The organism is uncultured Maribacter sp., assembly GCF_963975365.1.
Lineage (GTDB): Bacteria > Bacteroidota > Bacteroidia > Flavobacteriales > Flavobacteriaceae > Maribacter.
Genome location: NZ_CAXBGF010000011.1, coordinates 105,778 through 129,613, shown reverse-complemented (window position 1 = coordinate 129,613; position 23,836 = coordinate 105,778). Strand labels below are relative to the sequence as shown.

The 23,836-nt window shown below is 34.8% G+C and carries 20 protein-coding genes and 1 tRNA gene; 15 read left to right on the top strand and 6 right to left on the bottom strand.

Translation table 11 applies throughout. The features are described 5' to 3' along the window. Window positions 1-194: 194 nt before the first annotated feature. Window positions 195-2,288, top strand: a complete 2,094-nt coding sequence (locus tag AACZ49_RS13160) for a glycoside hydrolase family 16 protein (RefSeq protein WP_339655683.1) — start codon at window positions 195-197, stop codon at window positions 2,286-2,288. Window positions 2,289-3,389: 1,101 nt separating this feature from the next. Here AACZ49_RS13160 and AACZ49_RS13155 read toward each other — a convergent pair. Beyond that, window positions 3,390-4,637 carry a glycosyltransferase N-terminal domain-containing protein gene (locus AACZ49_RS13155; RefSeq protein ID WP_339655682.1) on the bottom strand — a complete coding sequence of 416 codons (1,248 nt, stop codon included), beginning with the start codon at window positions 4,635-4,637 and terminating at the stop codon, window positions 3,390-3,392. Window positions 4,638-4,727: 90 nt separating this feature from the next. Here AACZ49_RS13155 and AACZ49_RS13150 point away from each other — a divergent pair, with 90 nt between their 5' ends. From AACZ49_RS13150 to AACZ49_RS13135, 4 genes are all read left to right on the top strand, one after another. Then, a complete protein-coding gene (locus tag AACZ49_RS13150) occupies window positions 4,728-5,882 on the top strand; it encodes a DegT/DnrJ/EryC1/StrS family aminotransferase (protein WP_339655680.1) in 1,155 nt (384 codons plus the stop codon). A gap of 45 nt (window positions 5,883-5,927) precedes the next feature. Further along, window positions 5,928-6,944 (top strand): UDP-glucose 4-epimerase GalE, encoded by a 1,017-nt coding sequence (gene galE / locus AACZ49_RS13145; RefSeq protein WP_339655678.1) that lies wholly within the window; start codon window positions 5,928-5,930, stop codon window positions 6,942-6,944. A gap of 73 nt (window positions 6,945-7,017) precedes the next feature. Further along, on the top strand, window positions 7,018-8,292 hold the full coding sequence (locus AACZ49_RS13140; RefSeq protein ID WP_339655676.1) for an amidohydrolase family protein: 1,275 nt from the start codon (window positions 7,018-7,020) through the stop codon (window positions 8,290-8,292). A gap of 42 nt (window positions 8,293-8,334) precedes the next feature. Beyond that, on the top strand, window positions 8,335-8,688 hold the full coding sequence (locus AACZ49_RS13135) for a hypothetical protein (RefSeq protein WP_339655674.1): 354 nt from the start codon (window positions 8,335-8,337) through the stop codon (window positions 8,686-8,688). 38 nt (window positions 8,689-8,726) lie between these two features. On the opposite strand, the gene AACZ49_RS13130 is transcribed toward AACZ49_RS13135, so the two are convergent. Further along, window positions 8,727-9,830 (bottom strand): heparan-alpha-glucosaminide N-acetyltransferase domain-containing protein, encoded by a 1,104-nt coding sequence (locus tag AACZ49_RS13130; protein WP_339655672.1) that lies wholly within the window; start codon window positions 9,828-9,830, stop codon window positions 8,727-8,729. Between the two features lie 39 nt (window positions 9,831-9,869). Further along, the gene (locus tag AACZ49_RS13125) at window positions 9,870-10,385 is read right to left on the bottom strand and encodes an alpha-ketoglutarate decarboxylase (RefSeq protein WP_339655670.1); all 516 of its coding nucleotides are present in this window, start codon (window positions 10,383-10,385) and stop codon (window positions 9,870-9,872) included. A 115-nt stretch (window positions 10,386-10,500) separates the two neighbouring features. Between AACZ49_RS13125 and AACZ49_RS13120 the strand changes: the two genes are divergently transcribed. Further along, the gene (locus AACZ49_RS13120) at window positions 10,501-13,302 is read left to right on the top strand and encodes a 2-oxoglutarate dehydrogenase E1 component (protein WP_339655668.1); all 2,802 of its coding nucleotides are present in this window, start codon (window positions 10,501-10,503) and stop codon (window positions 13,300-13,302) included. A 20-nt stretch (window positions 13,303-13,322) separates the two neighbouring features. Further along, the gene (gene odhB, locus AACZ49_RS13115) at window positions 13,323-14,549 is read left to right on the top strand and encodes a 2-oxoglutarate dehydrogenase complex dihydrolipoyllysine-residue succinyltransferase (RefSeq protein ID WP_339655667.1); all 1,227 of its coding nucleotides are present in this window, start codon (window positions 13,323-13,325) and stop codon (window positions 14,547-14,549) included. Between the two features lie 41 nt (window positions 14,550-14,590). On the opposite strand, the gene AACZ49_RS13110 is transcribed toward odhB, so the two are convergent. Continuing rightward, window positions 14,591-15,040 (bottom strand): retropepsin-like aspartic protease, encoded by a 450-nt coding sequence (locus tag AACZ49_RS13110; protein ID WP_339655665.1) that lies wholly within the window; start codon window positions 15,038-15,040, stop codon window positions 14,591-14,593. A 37-nt stretch (window positions 15,041-15,077) separates the two neighbouring features. Here AACZ49_RS13110 and AACZ49_RS13105 point away from each other — a divergent pair, with 37 nt between their 5' ends. From AACZ49_RS13105 to AACZ49_RS13070, 8 genes are all read left to right on the top strand, one after another. After that, on the top strand, window positions 15,078-15,845 hold the full coding sequence (locus tag AACZ49_RS13105) for a TatD family hydrolase (protein WP_339655662.1): 768 nt from the start codon (window positions 15,078-15,080) through the stop codon (window positions 15,843-15,845). Between the two features lie 21 nt (window positions 15,846-15,866). Further along, window positions 15,867-16,898, top strand: a complete 1,032-nt coding sequence (locus tag AACZ49_RS13100; protein WP_339655659.1) for an asparaginase — start codon at window positions 15,867-15,869, stop codon at window positions 16,896-16,898. Between the two features lie 71 nt (window positions 16,899-16,969). Then, window positions 16,970-17,057: transfer RNA gene (locus AACZ49_RS13095), tRNA-Ser, on the top strand. Window positions 17,058-17,134: 77 nt separating this feature from the next. Further along, a complete protein-coding gene (locus AACZ49_RS13090) occupies window positions 17,135-17,884 on the top strand; it encodes a MotA/TolQ/ExbB proton channel family protein (protein WP_339655656.1) in 750 nt (249 codons plus the stop codon). 25 nt (window positions 17,885-17,909) lie between these two features. After that, a complete protein-coding gene (locus tag AACZ49_RS13085) occupies window positions 17,910-18,341 on the top strand; it encodes a hypothetical protein (RefSeq protein WP_339655653.1) in 432 nt (143 codons plus the stop codon). Between the two features lie 11 nt (window positions 18,342-18,352). Next, the gene (locus AACZ49_RS13080) at window positions 18,353-18,976 is read left to right on the top strand and encodes a biopolymer transporter ExbD (protein ID WP_339655650.1); all 624 of its coding nucleotides are present in this window, start codon (window positions 18,353-18,355) and stop codon (window positions 18,974-18,976) included. A gap of 20 nt (window positions 18,977-18,996) precedes the next feature. After that, on the top strand, window positions 18,997-19,479 hold the full coding sequence (locus tag AACZ49_RS13075) for a biopolymer transporter ExbD (protein ID WP_339655648.1): 483 nt from the start codon (window positions 18,997-18,999) through the stop codon (window positions 19,477-19,479). Window positions 19,480-19,554: 75 nt separating this feature from the next. Then, a complete protein-coding gene (locus tag AACZ49_RS13070) occupies window positions 19,555-20,223 on the top strand; it encodes a porin family protein (RefSeq protein WP_339655646.1) in 669 nt (222 codons plus the stop codon). 599 nt (window positions 20,224-20,822) lie between these two features. On the opposite strand, the gene rpoN is transcribed toward AACZ49_RS13070, so the two are convergent. Both rpoN and asnS read right to left on the bottom strand, forming a co-directional pair. Then, complete coding sequence (rpoN, locus tag AACZ49_RS13065; RefSeq protein ID WP_339655644.1) at window positions 20,823-22,280, bottom strand: RNA polymerase factor sigma-54; 1,458 nt, start codon at window positions 22,278-22,280, stop codon at window positions 20,823-20,825. Between the two features lie 38 nt (window positions 22,281-22,318). Continuing rightward, window positions 22,319-23,752, bottom strand: coding sequence for an asparagine--tRNA ligase (gene asnS, locus AACZ49_RS13060; protein ID WP_339655641.1), 1,434 nt, complete (start codon window positions 23,750-23,752; stop codon window positions 22,319-22,321). Window positions 23,753-23,836: the final 84 nt, after the last annotated feature.

Below are 23,836 nucleotides of genomic sequence, written 5' to 3'. Positions count from 1 at the left end.
TTCATTAGTCCTCTATTATTAAGAATATCGTTTTATTTTGGCTTTTTTAATAAGTTGTATGTTTTTTGTATGGGCTAATTTTTCGGAATTGATAATCAGCTAAATTAAATTGCGTTAATCTTTTACCTATTTATAAAACACAACTAGTAGGGTTTTTTAGGTAAAGGCAAATGATTAACTCAAAAAAATTAATTATGAAAAAATTGAAGTACATTATTATTGCATTTCTAATGGTAGCAGTCGGCTGTGAAGTCGATGACGCATTAGGATCTGTAGCTCTATCAAATCTTTCTGTAAATACAGAGATAAGTAATGACGGGTCAGGCAAGGTAGTCTTTGAGACTTTTGCCTCGGGAGCAAAGTCGTTTACGTATGAATTTGGAGATGGAACTACTGGAGAATCTCTTACCGGTTTTATCTCTAAAATATATACTACAGTAGGGGATAATATTTTTACAGTTACCATAACTGCTAACGGCTTTGATGGTACAACTTTGACGGAAACTGTTGTAGTTTCAGTCAATATTCCTGCAACGAATTCAGACTTGGTAAATTTACTTACCGAAGGTACTTCAAAGACATGGTTCTTGGCGGCAGCACAGCCTGGTCACTTGGGATTAGGGCCAGCTAGAGAAGGTATTGATGGCGACTGGTGGTATCCTAAATGGTATTCTGCTCAGGCTTTCGAAAAATGCGGCAGTGAAACTTCTGATTGCTTTTGTGATGACGAACTAACTTTTTCTGTGGATACAAATGGAGATGTTACTTATGTTCTAGATAATAAGGGTCAAACTTTTTTTAATGTTGGGCATAAAACAGTAGTTGGAGGAACTTCTGACGAAGATTTTTGTTTTGATTATGATACCTCTGGAGAAAAGGCAGTTACTATTTCATCTGTTGATGGTAATGTTCCAGAAGGGGAAACTACAGGAATGCAAATGGAATTTGCTGATGGTGGTTTTATGAGCTATTATGTAGGGTCGTCTACTTATGAAATCTTATCGATAAGCGAAAACTTATTATATGTAAGAACATATGATACAATGAATCCTGATTTGGCTTGGTATATCAGATTTACCTCAGCTCCCTCAACAGGTTCTGGTGATGAGAGTTTACAGACAATTTATACAAATCTTGTTTGGTCTGATGAGTTTGATATAGATGGAGCACCAAATCCTGCTAACTGGACCTACGACCTTGGTGCAGGTGGTTGGGGAAATGGTGAAGCTCAAGAGTATACCGATAGTGCAGATAATGTTATCGTTGAAGATGGTTTGCTTAAAATAACAGCTCGTGGCTCTGGAGTTGCGGGTGGTGCAGTACATTACTATGATGATGTTACTTTAGTAGAAAGTAGTGGTGGTACATCTATAGTCGAGAATTTTGAAGGAACAGCCCCAGTTTTTACTGATTTTGGAGGTGCATCAACAGCTGTAATTGATAACCCTGATTCATCGGGTGAAAATACCTCAACTAATGTGGGAGAATCAATAAAAAATAATGGTTCAGAGGTTTGGGCAGGTTCATTTTTCGATGTTTCCGCTCCATTAGATTTAGCGACCTATTCTGAAATGGAAATTAAAACTTGGTCACCTGCAATAGGAGCGGTTGTACGATTGAAAATTGAAAATCAAGCGAATTCGGATGAATTTTTTGAAGTTGATGCAACTACTTCTGTTGTTGAAGAATGGGAAACCTTAACTTTTGACCTAAGTTCAGCACCTGCATATACTTATGATAGAGTTGTATTATTCTTTGATTTTGGGGTTAGTCCGACAGGAAGTGCTGCATATACTTCTGCAAGAATTAAATCTGAAAATTTATTTGAATTTACATATGGTAGAGTTGAAATTAGAGCCAAGCTACCTTCTGCAGGTGGTACTTGGCCTGCACTTTGGGCTTTAGGAGCTAATTTTGATGAAGTGGGTTGGCCTACATCTGGAGAAATAGATATTATGGAACACGTGGGTAACAACAGTAATACAGTTAGCAGTGCTTTGCACTTTCCTGGTAATTCTGGTGGTTCAGCGGTTGTTGGTGCAACTCCTGTGCCAAGTGCTACTTCAGAATTTCATAATTATACTGTTGAATGGACGCCAGATAGTATCAAGTTTGTAGTAGATGATGAACTTATACATAATAGTTTTGTTAACTCAGCGAGCACGCCGTTTAATAGTGATTTCTTTTTAATAATGAATATTGCTATGGGGGGTACACTTGGTGGCGCTATTGATAGTGAATTTATTCAAGATTCAATGGAAGTTGATTATGTAAGGGTATACCAATAGGACAGTTGTTTTAAACTAGATAAAGGCCATTGTATTTATTTACAATGGCCCTTTTTATACTGATCAGATTAATTGATAGAGGGTTGAAAGGTATATTATTCAAGTAGTACAATTATCATATCAATAATTGTAAAGGTAATCTAGCATAGATAGTAGATAATATGCTTGTTTTATTAATGCTTTAGAAGGTAAATCTTTGCTTAATATAATTGCTAAGAAATACAACGATGAAGAATATAAAAATTTACCCAACAATATGGCAGACTATTCCATTCTCTTTAGATATCGTTGATATTTGGAAAAGAAAGCCAAAGAAGAAATCAAAACAAGTAAAATAAATGATTTGGTCTTTAACGGTAAGGTAAAGCCTATATATTTACTCAAAAAAAAAAGGCCCCTTTTGCAAGGAGCTTTTTTAAAATATTTTTTTAACAATATGGGCATGGTGTTAAAAAGTTAAACAATCCCTATTAGAGCTAAAAGAGTTCCAACTGCAACGACCGCTAAAAAGGCATTCATTGCAATAATTAATACAGATAGATAAGAATCTACCCCCGTTTTAAATGATAAATTATTCATAACATTACCTACTTTAAAGTTATACTACTAAAGTTAGTCGATGTATGCAACACTTTAATAATCAATGTTGTAAAGCCTTGAAAATTTGTTGTGAAGCCCTGTTTTTTTTGATGTTTGATAATTCTTCTAATGTATTTTATCTATTAAAATGGTAATTTATCGATACTTGTGTAAAATGTAATTGAAAAATTATAGCCTTTTAGATTATGTCAATTTATATTACTTAATTAAACCAATCCAATCGGCAATGGCAGCTAGGGGTACTGATATAAGTATCAGTATTAAGCAACCAATCATTAATTTTAAAAAGCCATTGAGCATTTTAACTCCTGAAGAAAGTTGTTGTTCCATAATCATATTTCTATAGTTCTGTATTCAAAATAAGGATATTGGGGTTAAAGTGCTGTAAAATAGAGGTATAAAATCGACAAAAGTAACAAATCACCTTTGTAAAGTAAAATTTGCACTATGTAGAATCTATTTTATTGGTGTTATAGTAAATTGGCCGATTGATTCAATAATTCAATTATAAGATTGAATTATTGAATCAATCACATTCATTATTTTGCTAGTTGCCCCTTTTCTAGAAGTTATATAAGAATGGTTTATTTGACCTGTTTTCTGATTATAGTCTACACTTTCAAAACACAAATTCATTTTCTTTCTAAAGTCAGATGGGTTGTCTATAGAGAAAATACCTTTTAGTTGTACCAATTCTTCAGCTTCTGTAAAGCCATTGTATTTTGGACCTATAATAACAGGTATGCCAAATACAGCAGGTTCTAATGTGTTGTGCAAACCAGTAGCAAAGCCACCACCTACATAGGCAACATGTGCATAGCTATAAATTTTGGTCAATATGCCAATAGTATCTATGATAATGACTTCATAATTTGTAGGGTCGTTCTGGCTAAGTTCCGAATAACAAAGTACTGGTTTGGAAATAGCCTTTTTAATTGTTTTAATGTGTTTTGTTTTTATGGTATGCGGAGCAATAACGAATTGAATTGGATGAGTGTTTTGGTTAATATAATCTATAATTATATTTTCATCTTCTGGCCATGTGCTGCCAGCTACAAAACAAAATTTATCGTGTTTGAAACGATTCATGAAATCTAAAGAATTATCTCGTTCCAGAATTTCGTTTACTCTATCAAAACGAGTATCACCTGTAATGGTAACATTATTAAATCCAATAGAATTCAATAACTCACATGACTTTTCATTTTGAACAAAGAAGTGCGTGAAATTAGTCAACGCTTTTCGCATGAATGCGCCGTACCATTTAAAGTAGATATGATTTTCTTTGAATAACGCAGATATTAAAAAGGTAGGTATGTTCTTTTCTTTTAATGCTGATAGGTAATTGGGCCAAATTTCATATTTAATAAAGATGACCAATTTAGGGTGTGTAGCGGTTAAAAATAATTCAACATTCTTTGTGGTGTCGAGGGGGATATAGCAAATAACATCTGCCACTTTACTATTTTTTTTCACCTCATAACCTGATGGAGAGAAAAAAGTAAGCACTATTTTATAAGCAGGATGTGTTCGTTTGAATTCTTCTATAATTGGGAGACCTTGTTCGTATTCACCTAGTGAGGCAGCGTGAACCCAAATAACTTTATCCTCAGTTGAAATAGATTTTTTTAATATTGAAAATGTCTCTTTTCTGCCTTTTACAAAAAGAGATAGTTTGGTGTTTACCAAGGCTAATGCCCGAAGAATAGCAGAAGCGGTTAAGACAAGAAGATTATAAAGAAAGTACAAACCTATGCTTTTGGGCTAAATTACGTTTCTTTCCATAAAATTAGTGTCGTCTGTTTCGTATTTTTGCATCTCTTCATGTAATTTCAACAGATGAAAAAGATACAAATGGTAGACCTAAGCGGTCAATACCAAGAAATTAAAGATCAAGTCAATTCCGCTATAGCTCAAATATTAGAAACATCGGCCTATATTAATGGTCCAGAAGTTCATGCATTTCAAAAGGAGCTTGAAGCTTATCTTGTTGTAAAACATGTGATTCCATGTGCAAATGGTACCGATGCATTGCAAATTGCAATGATGGGTTTGGGTTTAAAGCCAGGCGATGAGGTTATTACAGCAGACTTTACTTTTGCCGCTACAGTAGAGGTTATTGCGTTATTGCAATTAACACCGGTTTTGGTAGATGTATATCCTGACACCTTTAATATTAATATAGAAGCTCTAGAAAAAGCAATAACCCCTAAGACAAAAGCAATTGTTCCAGTTCATCTTTTTGGACAATGTGCCAATATGGCTGCCATTCTTGCCTTAGCTGAAAAGCATAACTTGTATGTTATAGAGGATAATGCACAAGCTATTGGTGCTAAATATTTATCTGAAAACGGTAAAAAATCTATGGCGGGTAGCATGGGTCATGTGGGTGCGACTTCTTTTTTTCCTTCTAAAAATTTAGGATGTTACGGTGATGGAGGTGCTATTTTCACCAATGATGATGAATTGGCACATACTATACGTGGAATAGTAAACCATGGTATGTATGAACGATACCATCATGATGTAGTTGGTGTTAACTCTAGATTAGATTCTATACAAGCTGCTGTTCTTAGAGCAAAGCTTCCCAAATTGGATGGATATTGTGAAGCAAGAAGAAATGCAGCCCGTGCGTACTCGAAAGCTTTTAAGGGTCAAAAATATATTGTTACGCCGGTTACTATAAATAATTGTGAGGGTATTTGTGATGTATGCGACTGCCATGTTTTTCATCAATATACTTTGAAAATAACAAACGGAAAGAGAGATGCGTTGGTGAAATATTTGAATGAGAACGAGATTCCTTGTGGGGTATATTATCCGATTCCCTTACATAAGCAAAAAGCGTATTTAGATGAAAGATATAAGGAAGAAGACTTTCCAGTTACCAATCAATTAGTGAAAGAAGTAATCTCACTACCAATGCACACTGAGTTAGACCCTGAACAGATTAACTATATAACAAAGATGGTTATCGAGTTTGTGAATAGTTAAATAATTAAGGTTCTATATTTGGTTGAAGTTGAAATATCATATTAGATGAAAGTATTAGTAACAGGCGGATTAGGATTTATTGGTTCACATACAGTGGTCGAACTTCAGAATAAGGGTTTTGAGGTCATCATTATAGATGATTGCTCGAATTCTGATGAAAAAGTCCTTATAGGTATTGAAGCCATAACCGGAAAAAAACCTTTTTTTGAAAAGCTGGATTTAAAGGAAAAGCAAAGCGTAGAAGATTTTTTTCAAAGACATCAAGATGTTACTGGAGTCATTCACTTCGCTGCATCAAAAGCTGTAGGTGAAAGTGTTGAAAAACCTTTGCTTTATTATGAAAACAATATTGGTACTCTGGTTTACATCTTAAAGGAGCTCTGCAAAAAGAACAAAGCAAGTTTTATTTTTAGCTCTTCATGTACGGTTTATGGGCAGGCAGATAAAATGCCTATTACCGAAGATGCTCCGGTTAAGGTAGCCGAATCTCCTTATGGAAATACAAAGCAAATGGGAGAGGAAATTATTGCAGATACCTGTAAAGTAACCCCTGGTTTAAATGCTATTGCATTACGTTATTTTAATCCGATGGGAGCACACCCAAGCGGAAAGATTGGAGAACTACCAAAAGGTGTTCCACAAAACTTAATTCCGTTTATTACACAAACCGGAATCGGCATTAGGAAAGAATTGTCGGTATTTGGTGATGATTATCCAACACCAGATGGCACTTGTATTAGAGATTATATATACGTGGTCGATTTGGCCAAAGCACATGTTATAGCTTTAGAGCGTTTGTTGAAAGGAATAAATGAATCTAATTATGAGGTTTTTAATGTAGGTACCGGTACTGGAAGTTCTGTATTAGAAGCTATTAAGAGTTTTGAAAAGGTTTCTGGAAGAAAACTTAACTATAAGATAGTTGATAGAAGGCCTGGAGATATAACCACTGCCTATGCCGATACCACCAAGGCAAATAAGGTTTTAGGCTGGAAGGCTGAGTATACACTAGAGGAAGCCATGAACTATGCATGGATCTGGGAGCAGAAAATACGAGATTGAAATTCTTCGATTTAACGACTGGAATAAGGGGGAATATGGTTATATTTCCCCTTATTACTTTAAACATTATCTTATGAAAAAATTGAACTTAATAATTTGTTTGTTAGTTACTACAATAATATCTGCTCAAGATATTTATATCCAATGCGGTTCAATTTATGATACAAATTCTGGAAAGCTTATTCAGGATAAAACGATAGTGGTTTTTGAGAACAAAATTAAATCTATTGAGAACGGTTTTGTTTTTGGAACAGATACAGATTGGATAATCAATTTAAAGGATAAAATTGTGTTGCCGGGTCTTATCGATATGCATGTTCATATAGAAGGAGAATATAATGCAGAATCCTATATAAAAGAATTTACGGCAAATGAAGCCGATATAGCTTTAGAATCAACGGTTTATGCTAAGCGTACATTAATGGCAGGCTTTACTACGGTACGTGATTTAGGAGGTACGGGTGTAAATATTGCGCTTAGAAATGCTATTAACGGAGGTCTTGTAGATGGGCCGCGAATTTTTACTGCAGGCAAGGCGCTTGCTACAACAGGCGGACATGCAGATCCTACTAATGGTAGGCGAAATGACCTTATGGGAGACCCGGGCCCAAAAGATGGAGTGGTAAATTCTATACCAGATGGAAAAAAAGCGGTGAGGCAACGCTATAAAAATGGAGCTGACGTCATTAAAATTACTGCAACAGGTGGGGTTTTAAGTGTTGCCAAAAGTGGGCAAAATCCGCAGTTTACACTAGAAGAGATAAAAGCGATTACAGAAACTGCAAAAAATTATGGTTTTACTGTTGCTGCGCATGCCCATGGCGATGAAGGTATGAAAATAGCGGTTATGGGTGGTGTTAATACCATAGAACACGGTACTTTAATGAGTGAGGAAACCATGGATCTAATGATTAAAAGCCAGTGCTATCTAATTCCAACCATAAGCGCAGGAAAGCAAGTTGCCGAAAAAGCGCTGATTCCAGGTTTTTTTCCAGAAATTGTTGCTAAGAAAGCTTTAGAAATAGGGCCTAAACATATTGCTACTATGGCAAAAGCATATAAAAAAGGCGTTCCGATGGGTTTTGGTACTGATGCAGGAGTATTTCCACATGGTAAAAATGCGATTGAATTTGGATATTTGTTGGAAGCAGGTATTCCGGTAAAACAATCATTAAAGCAAGCAACAATTATCAACGCAGGTTTATTGGGTATGCAAGAAAAATTGGGAGAGATTAAACAAGGGTATATAGCAGATATTATTGCGGTTGAAGAAAATCCTGATCAAAATGTGAAAACATTGGAAAATGTGATTTTTGTTATGAAAGATGGTGTTGTTTATAAACAATAAAATCTTCAAACTCATTATTGTTTTTATTTGTAAGTTGAAGTAATGAAATTGAACGCAGCCAATAGTAGTGAAGTGTTGATTTTGGCTAAGGAAACTACGCTTCTTTCGGATTTGAAAAATCAGATAGAGAAAGATTTTGGTCTCGCTAATATTTCATTGAATTTACCGGTGAAGTTTGTTGCGAAAACTTTTGTTTCTGCTATTCGAGAGAAAGTGTATCACTTGATGATGGAACAATTTCATGAATACCTTAATCTTCTTTATATAGTTGATATACCTGAAAGTCAATTTAAGCAAATTGTAGTTACAGATGCTGTTGAGGTTGCAGATCAGATCACTTTTCTCATTTTAAGACGCGAGTATCAAAAAGTGTGGTATAGAAATAAGTATAAATAGGCAGATTTTTATTCGTTGCTCAAATCTGCCTATTAAAACTAAACTTTCACATAAATACCTTTCTTATCCATAAAGTAACCCACGAACCAGCAAGTCAGCATAATCCATAAGGCAAAAAGTAGAGATCCAAAATAGTCGCCTGCCGTCGCAATGAAAATAGTATCGGCAATCCAATTATAGGCATTGGTGGCTTTCACTGATATAACACCTAGAGAAATAATAAACAATTCTGACAATAAGTATATGAATAAGGTGTTTCTTCCAAAAATCTCAAAAAAATAGGTCCACTTACCAGGTTTTCTCATATCCAGCAAATAGATTAAAGTAGCTATGATAGATAAATCGATACCACTAGTCAGTAATACGAACGAACTAGACCAAAGTTTTTTATTGAATGGCATAATTAAATCCCAAGCAAAACCAGCTACGACTAATACGGCCGCGAACATTAGTAATTTTGCGATAGTTTCAAAGTTTTGACCATTCTTCTGAATGAATTTTCCCGTTAGATATCCGGCAATAACATTAACAATAGCTGGGAGTGTACTCAATAATCCTTCAGGGTCAAAAGCGACACCTCCATTACCGTGGTACATATGGTTTTCCCCAATTAAAAATGCATCAAGTTTAATAATGGCATTACCTAATAGTGTTAAGTCGCCAAAGGCAACAAGTAGAATATTGTAACCTATTAATGCTAATATGCTGAAAATAATGACTGTTCTTGTTTTAAAATAATGAAGGAGAAGAGAAGCAAATAAATAGCAAAGTGCAATGCGCTGTAATACACCAAAAATTCGGGTTTCTGCAATAGGTTTTAGGGTTCCGTTCTCGAAAAAAGGAAACCAATACATTAAAAAACCTAAAAGAAAAATAATAGAAAAACGCTTAAAGATTTTTTTAAGGAAAGCACCATCACCAATTGCTTCATATTTTTTCATACTAAAACTCATAGCATTACCAACCACGAATAAAAAGGTAGGAAAAACTAAATCGGTTAATGTAAATCCGTTCCATTCGGCATGTTTTAATATGCCGAAACTTGTATCGCCATTTCCAGGTGAATTGACTATTATCATTAGGGCAACATCCATTCCCCTAAAAACATCTAAGGAAAGATATCTATTTTTTAATGTATTCATTTTGGTTGGTTTGGTCGTTAGTAAAAAGACAGAAAAAATTTAAAAGTAAACACGTACAAATGGCATCAATGAATTACCATAAATGCTTTTACGATCATTATAGAGTAAATCATACCTTAATCCGAATGTTACATTTCGTGTGCTATAGCCAAGGCCAACAAAGAGAGCGGGCAGCCAATAATCATCTTCAATATTGATAGTTTGGGTGTATAATGTTCGGTTGATTCGTAATTGTTCAAATTCTGATGAAAGCTGAAGTTGAGGTATGGGGTTAAAAAGTGATAGGATGCTTCCACCGTAGGCTAAAAATTTATCATCGTTGAACTTGGCGTAATTAAAATTTAAACTTGTACCTACTGCTATTAAGTCATTAAATTGGTATATCGCGCTTGGTGATACCGAGGCGTTAAAGGTACTGTTGCTAAAACCTAGGCCAATGCCACCACCATATCTAACGTTGCTCCAAAAATCTGAATTTTTACTTGAATTTTGAGCAAAAGAAAAGTTGAAATTGAAAGTGACTAGAAGTATAAAAAATAATTTTTTTAAGGCCATTTGTAGATTTTGTTTTAAATTTCATTTTTTTCAATAATACACTACATTCTTCCGTTGGATATTGTAAATGTTGTAAATTTGCACAAATTTATTCTAAAGATACAGAAAGTAATTCATGGATAAATATTCCTTTTTGAATACCGCTCATACCTCTTTTTTTTCAGAGCTATATGATAAGTATTTAGTGAATCCGGACAGTGTAGAGCCTAGTTGGAGAGCCTTTTTTCAAGGTTTTGACTTTGGCTTAGAGAGTTCGTTGGATAATCTAGATATAGATGAAAATCGAACTACAGCTATAGTTAATGGCGATAAAAGTGAAATGCCAGAATCTCTTCAAAAAGAGTTTCAGGTAATTCGTTTAATTGATGGCTATAGGAGTAGAGGTCATTTGTTTACGAAAACAAACCCAGTTAGAGAGCGAAGACATTATGAGCCAAGTTTGGAAATCCAAAACTTTGGATTGGAAGAATCTGATTTATCAACAGTTTTTAATGCGGGTGATATTATCGGTATTGGGCCAAGTTCTTTAAATGAAATAATTAGACACCTACAGAGTATTTATTGTGACGCTATAGGTGTTGAATATATGTTTATTCGTAAACCTGAAAGGGTGAAATGGATACAAGATTGGATTAATGTTAATGACAATCATCCAAATTTTAACTCAGATCGAAAAAAGCATATTCTTAAAAAATTAAATCATGCAATTTCTTTTGAAACTTTTCTTCATACGAAGTACGTAGGACAGAAAAGATTTTCTTTAGAGGGGAACGAATCTTTAATACCTGCTTTAGATGTCATTGTTGAACGCGCGGCAGAAATGGGCGTGAAACAGTTCGTTATGGGTATGGCACACCGTGGCAGATTAAATGTGCTTACCAATATTTTTGGTAAATCGGCGAAAGATATCTTTAGCGAGTTTGATGGTAAAGATTATGAACAAGAGATTTTTGATGGTGATGTAAAGTATCATTTAGGTTGGACATCCGATAGAAAATCTGACAATGGAAATAAAATTAAAATGAATATAGCGCCCAATCCGTCACACTTAGAAACGGTAGGTGCAGTAGTTGAAGGTATAGCAAGAGCAAAACAAGATGCCCATTATCAAGATGATTTTTCTAAAGTATTGCCAATTGTAGTTCATGGCGATGCTGCAATAGCGGGGCAAGGCTTGGTATATGAATTGGTTCAAATGGCCAATCTTGATGGTTATAAAACAGGTGGTACTATACATATTGTAGTAAATAATCAAATAGGTTTTACGACAAACTATTTAGATGCTAGGACATCTACCTATTGTACAGATGTTGCAAAAGTTACTTTGAGTCCGGTACTTCATGTGAATGCCGATGATGCAGAGGCGGTTGTTCATGCCTCCCTTTTTGCATTGGAATATAGAATGCGATTTGCAAGTGATGTATTTATCGATTTGTTAGGATACAGAAAATATGGACATAATGAAGGTGATGAACCTAGATTTACACAGCCAAAATTATATAAAGCGATAGCGAAGCATAAAAATCCAAGAGATATTTATGCAGAAAGATTGATGAAAGAGGGTGTAATTGATGACACCTATGTAGCTGAACTTGAAAAACAATATAAAGATTCTCTAGAAGAAAAATTAGAAGATTCAAGAAAAGAAGATAAAACAGTAATCACGCCGTTTATGGCTGATGAATGGAAGGGCTTTGAAAATGTGCGTGAATGGGAGATGATGGATGCTGTTGACACCACTTTTGAAACGGATAAGTTAACCAAAATCGCTAAAGTTTTAACGGAATTGCCAAAGGGTAAAAAGTTCTTACGAAAGGTTGAAAAATTGGTTAAAGATCGTCATAATATGTATTTCGAATCTGATAATCTTGATTGGGCAATGGGCGAGTTATTAGCTTATGGCTCTCTATTAGAAGAAGGTTTCGCAGTGCGTATGTCTGGTCAAGATGTTGAGCGAGGTACTTTTTCACATCGTCATGCAGTAATGAAGGTTGAGGAAAGCGAAGAGGAGATTATCCTCTTAAACAGGATTTCGGAGCAACAAGCTAAATTTCAAATCTATAATTCACTTTTATCAGAATATGGTGTCGTAGGTTTTGATTATGGGTATGCTATGGCCAGCCCTAATACATTAACTATATGGGAGGCTCAATTTGGTGATTTCAGTAATGGAGCCCAAATTATGATTGACCAATATATTTCTGCTGCAGAAGATAAGTGGAAACTTCAAAACGGATTGGTAATGTTATTGCCTCATGGATATGAAGGACAAGGTGCTGAACATTCTTCAGCTAGAATGGAACGTTATTTACAGTTATGTGCTAAGGATAATATGTATATAGCAGATGTAACTACGCCTGCACAGATGTTTCATATCTTAAGAAGGCAAATGAAGGCGAATTTTAGAAAGCCTTTAATCATATTTACACCTAAAAGTTTATTGAGACACCCAAAAGCAGTTTCAAAAATTTCTGAATTAGCTGAAGGAGGTTTTCATGAAGTTATCGATGATGAAACGGCCGATGCTAAGAAGGTTAAAAGCTTGGTTTTCTGTACGGGTAAGTTTTATTATGACTTATTAGTGGTAAAAGAAGAGTACAACAGAGATGATGTTGCCTTAGTTAGAGTTGAGCAATTATTTCCATTACCTGAAGACAAAATGAAAGAGGTAATGGCTAAGTATAAGAATGCAGATGACTTTGTTTGGGCTCAAGAAGAACCAAGAAATATGGGGGCATGGAGTCATTTGTTAATGCATTTTAGTGAAGTTCAAAAATTTAGAGTTGCTTCTCGACGTTTTTATGCTGCCCCTGCTGCAGGTAGTGCGGTTAGGTCTAAAATGCGTCATCAACAAGTAATAGATTATGTCTTTGATAAGTCAAAGGATAATATGTTCAAACCCAAAGATTTAAAATAACATATCAAATTATAGAAAGAATGATTCTAGAAATGAAGGTCCCTTCACCGGGAGAATCTATCACAGAGGTAGAAATAGCGGAGTGGTTAGTTCAAGATGGGGATTACGTAGAAAAAGATCAGGCAATTGCAGAAGTAGATTCAGATAAGGCTACTTTAGAGTTGCCAGCTGAAGCGAGTGGTATTATCACTTTGAAAGCTGAAGAAGGAGATGCTGTAGCGGTAGGTGCGATTGTATGTTTAATTGATACAAGTGCTGCTAAGCCGGAAGGTGAAGATAAGGGCACTGGGTCTGCATCTAATAATGAGGAAGTAAAAAAAGAAGTTGTAGCAGAAAAAGCGCCACAACCAGCTCAGGCCAAAGAAACATATGCAACAGGAGTTCCGTCGCCTGCTGCAAAGAAAATTTTAGACGAAAAGGGTGTTGATAAAAATACCGTTTCTGGTTCAGGTCGTGATGGTAGAATCACTAAGGAAGATGCTGTGAATGCAGTTCCTTCTATGGGTACTCCTACTGGTGGTAACCGTGGTGAGACAAGATCAAAATTATCTATGCTTCGTAGAAAAGTTGCAGAACGATTGGTTTCTGCTAAGAATGAGACCGCAATGTTGACCACTTTTAACGAAGTGGATATGAGTGCCATTTTTGAACTTAGAGATAAGTACAAGGAAGACTTTAAAAGTAAGCACGGAGTAGGGTTAGGTTTTATGTCTTTTTTTACTAAAGCTGTTGTTAGAGCTTTAGAGATGTACCCAGCTGTTAATTCTATGATTGATGGTAAAGAAATGGTTTCTTTTGATTTCTGTGATATTAGTATTGCGGTATCAGGACCAAAGGGATTAATGGTTCCTGTTATTAGAAATGCAGAGAATTTAACTTTTAGAGGTGTTGAGGCGGAAGTGAAAAGACTTGCGATAAGAGCACGTGAAGGTGAAATAACTGTAGATGAAATGACAGGTGGTACCTTTACAATAACTAATGGTGGTGTTTTTGGTTCAATGTTATCGACACCAATTATTAATCCACCACAGAGCGCAATTTTAGGTATGCATAATATTGTAGAGCGACCTATCGCACGTGATGGTGCTATTGCAATTGCACCAATAATGTACGTGGCAGTTTCTTATGATCACCGTATTATCGATGGTAAGGAATCGGTAGGTTTCTTGGTGGCTATAAAAGAAGCGCTGGAAAGCCCTGAGGCTTTATTGATGGATAATAATGTTAAGAAGGCTTTAGAAATGTAAATTTCTTAAATAATAGATAAAACAAAAAGCGCTGAGATTTCTCAGCGCTTTTTGTTTTTCAAATAGAGACATTTGTTGTCGTAGTCAATTATTGCTTTTGATTTTTTTAGAATATCAGCGCCTATTATTCCGTCTACGGGTTCAGCATTATGAGCAATCAAAGCTTCATTGACATGTTTGAGGTCAAATAAAACAATTTTAAGTTTTTTGAATTGCCATGAACGAAGGGCTATTACGTTTTTTTTTGAGATAAGAGTTTCCATGTTAGTAGCTCCTGCTCCAGCAGCTTTTATTTTAGATTCTTGGGATACAAGACTGAAATGTTCAATTCGATCCATACCAATACATGTGTTCGATGCACCTGTGTCTAAAATAAACCTACCTTTAATAGAGTTTATTTCGGCCTTAATTTCAAAGTGGTCTGTAGCTGTCAAAACCATTGGAATATTGACGTAGTTTTTCTTTTTTAAGAATTTTTTGAGGGAGCTCATTACTCATTTTTTTCAAAGATAAGCCTATTTTTGTGGCATGATGATTACTGATACACATACACATTTGTATAGCGAAGCATTCGATGAGGATAGAAGTATTATTATTCAAAAAGCGATTGATTTAGGGGTTGGGCGTTTTTTTATACCGGCCATTGATTCTACATACACACAACGTATGCTTGATTTAGAAAAAGAATTTCCGAAGTATGTATATTTAATGACTGGTTTGCATCCTACGCATGTGAAAGAGAATTTTAGAGAGGAGCTTTCTCATGTTGAAGAAATGTTGTCTACTCATAAGTTTTATGCAATTGGCGAAATCGGAATAGATTTATATTGGGATAAAAAGTATTTGAAAGAACAACAAATTGCCTTTAAATCTCAGATTCAGCTCGCAAAAAAATATAATCTTCCTATTGTAATTCACTGTAGAGATGCGTTTGATGAGGTTTTTGAAATTTTGGAAGAAGAAAGGGGAGTAGATTTAAAAGGGATTTTTCATTGTTTTACAGGCACATATGATCAGGCACTTAAGGCGATATCTTATAACATGATGTTGGGGATAGGAGGTGTTGTGACTTTTAAGAATGGTAAAATCGATACCTTTTTAAGTGATATCGATTTAAAGCATATTGTATTGGAAACTGATTCACCTTATTTGGCGCCTACTCCTTATAGAGGTAAAAGAAATGAAAGTTCATATATTGTTAATGTTCTCGAGAAATTGGCCGATATACATCAGATTCCTAAAGAACAGGTTGCTTTGGTGACGACCAATAATTCGATAGAGGTGTTCGGGGTTTAGTAATTATATAAAACAGAAATTTTGAGCTTAGCTAAGAGTACTATTTTGTTGATTTACACAGGTGGAACCATCGGAATGATGAAGGATTATAGTTCTGGGGCTTTAAAAGCTTTTGATTTTTCGCAGTTATTGAAGAATATACCCGAACTAAATCAATTAGATTGTACGATATCTAGTTATTCTTTTGAGCATCCTATAGATTCATCTAATATGAATCCTGCCCATTGGGTTGCAATTTCTGATATCATTGCGGAAAAGTATGATGAATATGATGGTTTTGTGGTGTTACATGGGAGCGACACGATGAGTTATACAGCGTCAGCTTTAAGTTTTTTGTTAGAGAATTTAGCAAAACCTGTGATATTAACTGGTTCGCAATTACCGATTGGTGATTTAAGAACCGATGCGAAAGAGAATTTAATTACCGCGATACAAATAGCGGCTTTGAAAAATAAGGGTAAAGCTGTAATTCAAGAAGTAGGGCTTTATTTTGAATATAAATTGTATAGAGGCAATAGAACAACTAAAATAAATGCAGAGCAATTTCAAGCATTTGCCTCCTTGAATTATCCTCATCTTATTGAATCTGGTGTTCATTTGACGGTTTTTAATGAATATTTATTAAGGCAAAAGAGGAAGCTAAACTTAAAATCTCATAGAAATATGGATGATAATGTAGCTATTTTGAAAATTTTTCCAGGAATTAACATAAATATTATCGATGCCATTTTGGGAGCGAAAAATTTAAAAGCACTTGTTTTGGAAACATACGGTTCTGGAAATGCACCAATGGAAGAGTGGTTTTTGGAGCGATTAAATAATGCTATAGAAAATGGCATTCATATTATTAACGTTACCCAATGTTCTGGCGGAGCAGTTATGATGGGTCATTATGAGACTAGTTCAAGACTAAAGAAAATGCAAGTTATTAATGGTAAAGACATTACGACCGAAGCTGCGATAACAAAGGCAATGTATCTATTAGGTAGTGGCGTCTCTAATGACTTATTTAAAACTGTTTTCGAGACTTCTTTACGTGGCGAAATGCTTTAAAATTAACATGAGTTTAATTTCTTAAACTAATTTTTTTTTTGTTATTTGCCCACCCTTAAAAAGGGTAAATTAGAGAGGTGGCCGAGTGGTCGAAGGCGCACGCCTGGAAAGTGTGTATACCTCAAAAGGGTATCGAGGGTTCGAATCCCTTCCTCTCTGCTAATAAGTTTTACTTTTTTTATATTGTTTTTTTTTTATCTTTAACCCTATTAACTAACTAATTTAAGTTTGAAAAAATGAAAAAATTATTCCCAAGCCTAGCAATCGCTGGGGCATTTGTAGCAGGTACAAATATTGTAAGTGCAAAAGCGGCAGCGGTAACGATGCTAGTTCAAGAAGGAGCTCCTGAAGCTGAGAAAGGATTTACCCAAGTTCTAAAAGAAATGTTTATCACTGGTGGTGCCGGTTTTATGGGTATCGTTCTTTTATGTTTGATTCTTGGTTTGGCAGTTGCTATTGAAAGAATTATCTATTTAAACATGGCGAGTACAAATACAGCAAAGTTAAAACAACAAGTTGAAGATGCTTTGGCGTCAGGTGGTGTAGAGGCTGCTAAAGAAGTATGTAGAAATACTAAAGGTCCTGTTGCATCAATATACTATCAAGGTTTAGATAGAGCAGGTGAAAGTGTAGAGTCTGCTGAAAAAGCTGTTGTTGCTTACGGTGGAGTTCAAATGGGACAATTAGAGAAGAATGTATCTTGGTTGTCATTGTTTATTGCCGTTGCACCAATGCTTGGTTTCATGGGTACGGTAATAGGTATGATTCAAGCCTTCCAAAAGATTGCTGCTGTTGGTAACTTAAGTGCATCTCTTATTGCAGGTGATATTCAAGTTGCATTATTAACAACAGTATTTGGTCTTATTACGGCTATTATACTTCAAATATTCTACAATTATATTATTGCAAAAATTGACAGTATCGTTAACGATATGGAAGATTCGTCGATTTCATTAATCGATATGTTGGTAGATCACAAAAAATAAGTAACACTTTTAATACCTAAAAATTATGCAAAAAATTATTAAGATAGCATTAATTGCTATAGGTGTATTAAGTGCTATACTATGGTATTTATTGCCAAGTCCGGATATGCCGGCAGCTGAAGCTGCTCAAAGTGGTGCTTTGAATTCAATGTTTATAATTACCTATATCCTTTTAGGGATAGCCGTAATTGTAAGTTTAGTGTTCACGCTAAAAAACTTATTTGCAAATCCACAAGGTTTAAAGAAGACTTTGTTTGTTGTTGGAGGTTTTTTACTGGTAGTAGGTATTTCTTATGTTATGTCGAGTGGGACGGATGTTGATCCGGATTTCATGGCCATGTCAGATGAGGGTACGGTTAAGAATATTGGTATGGGATTAAATGTTTTCTTTATCCTAACAATAATAGCTGTCGCTTCTTTAATCTTACCAGCAGTTAAAAATATGTTTAGTAAATAAAATAGATAATTATGGCTAGAAGAGCAGGAGCACCAGAGGTAAATGCTGGTTCAATGGCGGACATAGCTTTCCTTTTACTTATTTTTTTCTTGGTAACAACTACCATTGAAACAGATGCAGGATTGGATCGCATGCTTCCACCTATGGAACCACCTACAGAGGAACCACCAATTATTAAACAAAAGAACATATTTACGGTGAATATTAACCGTAACGGTCAATTGTTGGTGGAAGATGAAATTCTTCCAATAAGTAAATTACGCGAAAAAGCGATAGCGTTTTTAGATAATGGTGGAGCACCTCAAGGTAGTCCAGATTATTGTAGCTATTGTAAGGGAAAGCGTATTTCTGAATCTTCAGATAATCCAGCAAAAGCAATTATTTCTTTAAAGAATGATCGCGAAACCAAATATAGCACCTATATTACAGTTCAGAATGAATTGGTAGGTGCTTATAATGATCTTCGTAACAGAGAGTCTAAGAGACTGTTCGGTAAAGATTATGTTGAAATGGAGGCTGAATATCTAAATCCTGAAACTGATGATTCGGTTAAGGATGAATTGAAAGAAAAGGTAACACGTATTCAAAGCTTATACCCTCAGAAATTATCTGAAGCGGAAACCTCAACGGAATAAATAAATTTTAAATAAAAACTATGTCTAAATTTGCAAAGAAAAAAGACGGGGCATTACCACCAGTATCAACCGCATCACTTCCTGACATTGTATTTATGCTTTTGTTTTTCTTTATGACGGTAACCGTTATGAAGGATAGTTCTTTGAAAGTGGAAAACGTGCTTCCAAATGCTAGTGAAGTTAAAAAATTGGAAAAGAAAGATCGTGTAATTTATATTTATGTTGGTAAGCCAACTAAAGAATACGAAAAAACATTTGGTACTGAACCAAAAATTCAATTAAATGATAAATTCGCTAGTCCTTCTGAAGTTGGAGATTATATATTGATGGAAAGGGCCAAAAAGCCTCAAGAACTTCAAAATGTATTGACTACAGCTTTAAAAGTTGATAAGAATGCTAGTATGGGATTAATATCCGATATAAAACAAGAGTTAAGAAAAGTAAATGCTTTAAAGGTAAATTATACTACCTATGAAGGAGATGCTTTTAATAATCTACAATAGTTAGTTGGTAGAATACAAATTTTCAAAACGCTTCAAATTTATTTGAGGCGTTTTTTATTTGATTAAATTTACTAGATGCGATTCGTATTTCTATTTATTCTATTACCTTTTTTTTTCTTTGGCCAGAATGCTAATGATAGTTTAAGCAGTCAGCGTTATTTTGAAGACCAGTTTTATTTAGGTTTATCATATAACTTTCTATTAAACCAACCTGAAGGCTCTAGCCAGAGGAATTTATCTTACGGTCTACAGGCTGGTGTTATTAAAGATATCCCCTTAAATCTATCAGGAACAAAGGCTATTGGTTTTGGTGCTGGTTTGGCTATTAATAGTTATTATTCAAACCTTGTCGCTAACATATCAAATGATGTAATCACATATAGTATTGATGATAAGATTAAAAGAAGTAATTTGGAAAGCCACCTAATAGAATTTCCATTAGAATTTAGGTGGCGTAATTCAACACTGGAGGAATACAAATTTTGGAGAATTTATATGGGTATTAAAGCTGCTTATATTGTAGGAGCTAGGTCTAAATTTGTTTCAGATACAACTAGTGATGGATTTTATAATACAGACATATCAAAATTTCAATATGGTCTTACTTTAAGCTTTGGTTATAATACCTTCAATATACATGCTTATTATGCATTAACAGACCTTTTTAATGGGGATGCAACTGTTAATGGAGAAGTACTACAATACCGACCACTTCGGATTGGACTGATATTTTATATTCTATAACCAGAATCGCACAGTTAAAAGCTGGGATAAAAGACCGATAAAAACACCAAAAATAAGTTCTATTCTAGTATGTGCTTTTAAATAAAGTCTCGAGGTTATAATAGCACCTGTAAATAGTATGAAAATGCTAATTGCAATAATTAGACTAATTTCGAAATGTATACTCAGGTTAATAAGATACATAAGTAGGCTGCTTACACCAACTGCATGTAAACTTGTTTTAAAGTTAAATAGTAACAATAATATACACGCTACTGTAGCTCCTAATAAGCCTGTGAAGTAAAAGTATAGCTCGCTAACATAATTGTTAGGTATCACCTTATATAATATTAAAAGAAGTATGCAAGCTTGAATGTAAAGTGGGTATTTACGTTCTATTGCAGTTTCTAAAAATATGGAATTAACTAAACTTAAATTTTTTAAAATAAAGAATGTTACAATGGGGATTATTACCGTCATTATGAATATAGGTAATATACTGGCACTTTGTATTTCTAAAGGTGTGTATTTGGGGGTAATAAGAAAATAAGCAACTGTACCTCCGATAGGAATAAAAAGAGGATGAAGTAGATAGGATATAAAATTAGAAAAAACCTTCATTAAATTTCCTTTCTCATTCTGGCAACAGGTATATTAAGCTGTTCTCTATATTTAGCAACTGTTCTTCGGGCAATTGGATATCCTTTTTCTTTTAAGATTGCTGCAAGTTTATCATCGGTTAATGGCTTCTTTTTTACTTCGTTTTGTATTACAGTTTCTAGAATTTTCTTTATTTCTTTGGTAGATACGTCTTCGCCTTGTTCGTTTTTCATCGATTCAGAGAAATATTCTTTTATCAATTTTGTGCCGTAAGGAGTGTCTACATATTTACTATTGGCAACTCGTGATACTGTGGAAACATCCATTCCAATCTCGTCAGCAATATCTTTTAAGATCATAGGGCGCAAGTTTCGTTCGTCGCCTGTTAAAAAATATTCACTTTGATAGTGCATAATAGAGTTCATAGTAATGAACAAAGTCTGTTGACGTTGTCGTATTGCATCGATAAACCATTTTGCAGCGTCTAATTTCTGCTTAATGAACATGACTGTGTCTTTTTGAGATTTCGACTTGTCCTTAGCCTCTTTATAGCCTTTAAGCATGTTGCTATATTCTCTTGACACATGCAACTCGGGTGCATTACGGCCATTAAGGGTTAACTCTAACTCACCTTCAACAATGCGAATGGCAAAATCAGGTACAACATGTTCCACAATTCTATTGCTACCAGAATAAGAGCCGCCTGGTTTCGGGTTCAATTTTTCAATTTCACTTATGGCTTGTTTTAATTCTGCCTCTGAAATATTATGCTTTTGAATTAATTTTTGATAGTGCTTTTTGGTAAAGTGCTCAAAAGATTTTTTCAGAATAGCGATTGCCAATTCTACGCTAGGAGTAAGTTCTTTACGTTCCAATTGAATAATTAAACATTCTTCTAAAGAACGGGCACCTACACCTGGTGGGTCTAAGTCTTGAACGATGGCGAGAATTTTTTCTATGGTCTGCACATCAGTGTATACGTTTTGAGTAAATGCCAAATCATCCATGATGTCGACAATTGGTCTTCTGATATACCCACTTTCATCTACACTGCCTACTAAAAATTCAGCAATGGTCCATTCATCATCACTTAAGTAAAAGGTATTTAATTGATTTATTAGATATTGATTGAAGGAAATACCTGCTGCATAGGGCACACTTTTCTCTTCGTCGTCTGAACTATAATTATTTGCTTTCGTTCGATAATCGGGTATTTCATCATCACTTAAATAGTCATCAATATTGATGTCTTCTGTATTGATGGTTTCATTATCAGAATCACCTTCATAAATATCATCGTACTCGTCAGTTGCTGTTTCTACTTCTTCCTTTCCTGTTTCCAGAGCCGGATTTTCCTCTAATTCTTGTTTCAAACGTTGTTCAAAGGCCTGCGTAGGCAGTTGAATCAGCTTCATCAATTGAATTTGCTGAGGAGATAGTTTTTGGGAAAGTTTAAATTGTAAGTGTTGTTTCAGCATTACTTTTTTCTAGTACTTGTAAAAGTAACTAAATCCGCTTAGAATTCTGCATTCTGAGGTGTTCTTGGAAATGGTATAACATCTCTAATGTTTCCCATGCCTGTTGCGAATAGAACCAATCGTTCAAATCCAAGACCGAAACCACTATGCTCAGCAGTGCCAAATTTTCTCAAATCTAAATACCACCAAAGTTCTTTTTCATCAATACCTAGGTCCTTGATTTTCTCTTTAAGAACGTCTAAGCGTTCTTCTCTTTGCGAGCCTCCAACTATTTCGCCAATACCAGGGAATAAAATATCCATAGCTCTAACAGTTTTACCGTCTTCATTTAGACGCATATAGAATGCCTTGATTTTTGCTGGATAATCAAATAAAATCACCGGACAGTTAAAATGTTTCTCAACAAGGTAACGCTCATGCTCACTTTGTAGGTCGGTTCCCCATTCTTCAATTGGGTATTTAAATTGCTTCTTCTTGTTTGGCTTGCAATTTTTAAGAATATCGATTGCTTCGGTGTAGCTAACGCGCTTAAAATTATTGTCGACGACAAATTTTAATTTTTCTATTAAAGGCATGTCACTTCGCTGCGCTTGTGGTTTGCTTTTTTCTTCGTCTAGCAATCTTTTTTCTAAAAACTCTAAATCCTCTTGACAATGTGTCAAAGCATAGGAGATAACATTTTTTATGAAATCTTCAGCTAAATCCATATTCGCATCTAAATCAAAGAAAGCCATTTCTGGTTCTATCATCCAGAATTCTGCCAAATGCCTAGAAGTATTTGAATTTTCAGCTCTAAACGTTGGCCCGAAAGTATATACTTTGCCCAAGGCCATAGCATAAGCTTCAGCTTCCAATTGCCCCGAAACGGTTAGGTTGGTTTCTTTACCGAAAAAGTCTTCTTTATAATCTACAGATCCGTCTTCTGCTAATGGAGGATTTTTTTCGTCTAAGGTAGTTACTCTAAACATTTCACCTGCACCTTCGGCATCTGAACCGGTAATTATTGGCGCGTGAAAATAATTAAATCCGTTTTCTCTAAAATAATTATGAATAGCGAAAGATAAGGTAGACCTAACACGCATTATTGCGGCAAACGTATTCGTTCGTATTCTTAAATGTGCTTTTTCTCTTAAAAATTCTAAAGAGTGTTTTTTAGGCTGAATTGGGTATTCCTCTGGGTCGGCGATACCTAAAACTTCTAAAGCAGAAACTTGAATTTCAACTGATTGTCCTTTACCCTGGCTTTCTACTAGCGTACCGGTAATTTTTAATGCAGCTCCTGTATTTACTTTTTTTAATAGTTCTTCTTCAAAATTTTCGAAATCTACTACACATTGAATAGTATTTAATGTTGAGCCATCATTTAAAGCAATGAACCTATTACTTCTAAAGGTTCTTACCCAACCTTTGATAGTTATTTCCTGAAGTAATTTTTTATTTGATAAAAGTTCTTTTATAGTCGCTGAACGCATTCTTATTGAATTGAAAATTAAAACGCCAAAGATAGGATTTTGTTAAAAAATAATTGGCTTATGTTATGATATAAAACTATGGCT

What these genes read in the sequence shown, in the direction of transcription:
- AACZ49_RS13160 (WP_339655683.1), top strand. Translation starts at nt 195, where the DNA reads ATGAAAAAATTGAAGTACATTATTATTGCATTTCTAATGGTAGCAGTC.
- AACZ49_RS13150 (WP_339655680.1), top strand. Translation starts at nt 4,728, where the DNA reads ATGAAAAAGATACAAATGGTAGACCTAAGCGGTCAATACCAAGAAATT.
- galE (WP_339655678.1), top strand. Translation starts at nt 5,928, where the DNA reads ATGAAAGTATTAGTAACAGGCGGATTAGGATTTATTGGTTCACATACA.
- AACZ49_RS13140 (WP_339655676.1), top strand. Translation starts at nt 7,018, where the DNA reads ATGAAAAAATTGAACTTAATAATTTGTTTGTTAGTTACTACAATAATA.
- AACZ49_RS13135 (WP_339655674.1), top strand. Translation starts at nt 8,335, where the DNA reads ATGAAATTGAACGCAGCCAATAGTAGTGAAGTGTTGATTTTGGCTAAG.
- AACZ49_RS13130 (WP_339655672.1), bottom strand. Translation starts at nt 9,830, where the DNA reads ATGAATACATTAAAAAATAGATATCTTTCCTTAGATGTTTTTAGGGGA.
- AACZ49_RS13125 (WP_339655670.1), bottom strand. Translation starts at nt 10,385, where the DNA reads ATGGCCTTAAAAAAATTATTTTTTATACTTCTAGTCACTTTCAATTTC.
- AACZ49_RS13120 (WP_339655668.1), top strand. Translation starts at nt 10,501, where the DNA reads ATGGATAAATATTCCTTTTTGAATACCGCTCATACCTCTTTTTTTTCA.
- odhB (WP_339655667.1), top strand. Translation starts at nt 13,323, where the DNA reads ATGATTCTAGAAATGAAGGTCCCTTCACCGGGAGAATCTATCACAGAG.
- AACZ49_RS13110 (WP_339655665.1), bottom strand. Translation starts at nt 15,040, where the DNA reads ATGAGCTCCCTCAAAAAATTCTTAAAAAAGAAAAACTACGTCAATATT.
- AACZ49_RS13105 (WP_339655662.1), top strand. Translation starts at nt 15,078, where the DNA reads ATGATGATTACTGATACACATACACATTTGTATAGCGAAGCATTCGAT.
- AACZ49_RS13090 (WP_339655656.1), top strand. Translation starts at nt 17,135, where the DNA reads ATGAAAAAATTATTCCCAAGCCTAGCAATCGCTGGGGCATTTGTAGCA.
- AACZ49_RS13085 (WP_339655653.1), top strand. Translation starts at nt 17,910, where the DNA reads ATGCAAAAAATTATTAAGATAGCATTAATTGCTATAGGTGTATTAAGT.
- AACZ49_RS13080 (WP_339655650.1), top strand. Translation starts at nt 18,353, where the DNA reads ATGGCTAGAAGAGCAGGAGCACCAGAGGTAAATGCTGGTTCAATGGCG.
- AACZ49_RS13075 (WP_339655648.1), top strand. Translation starts at nt 18,997, where the DNA reads ATGTCTAAATTTGCAAAGAAAAAAGACGGGGCATTACCACCAGTATCA.
- AACZ49_RS13070 (WP_339655646.1), top strand. Translation starts at nt 19,555, where the DNA reads ATGCGATTCGTATTTCTATTTATTCTATTACCTTTTTTTTTCTTTGGC.
- rpoN (WP_339655644.1), bottom strand. Translation starts at nt 22,280, where the DNA reads ATGCTGAAACAACACTTACAATTTAAACTTTCCCAAAAACTATCTCCT.
- asnS (WP_339655641.1), bottom strand. Translation starts at nt 23,752, where the DNA reads ATGCGTTCAGCGACTATAAAAGAACTTTTATCAAATAAAAAATTACTT.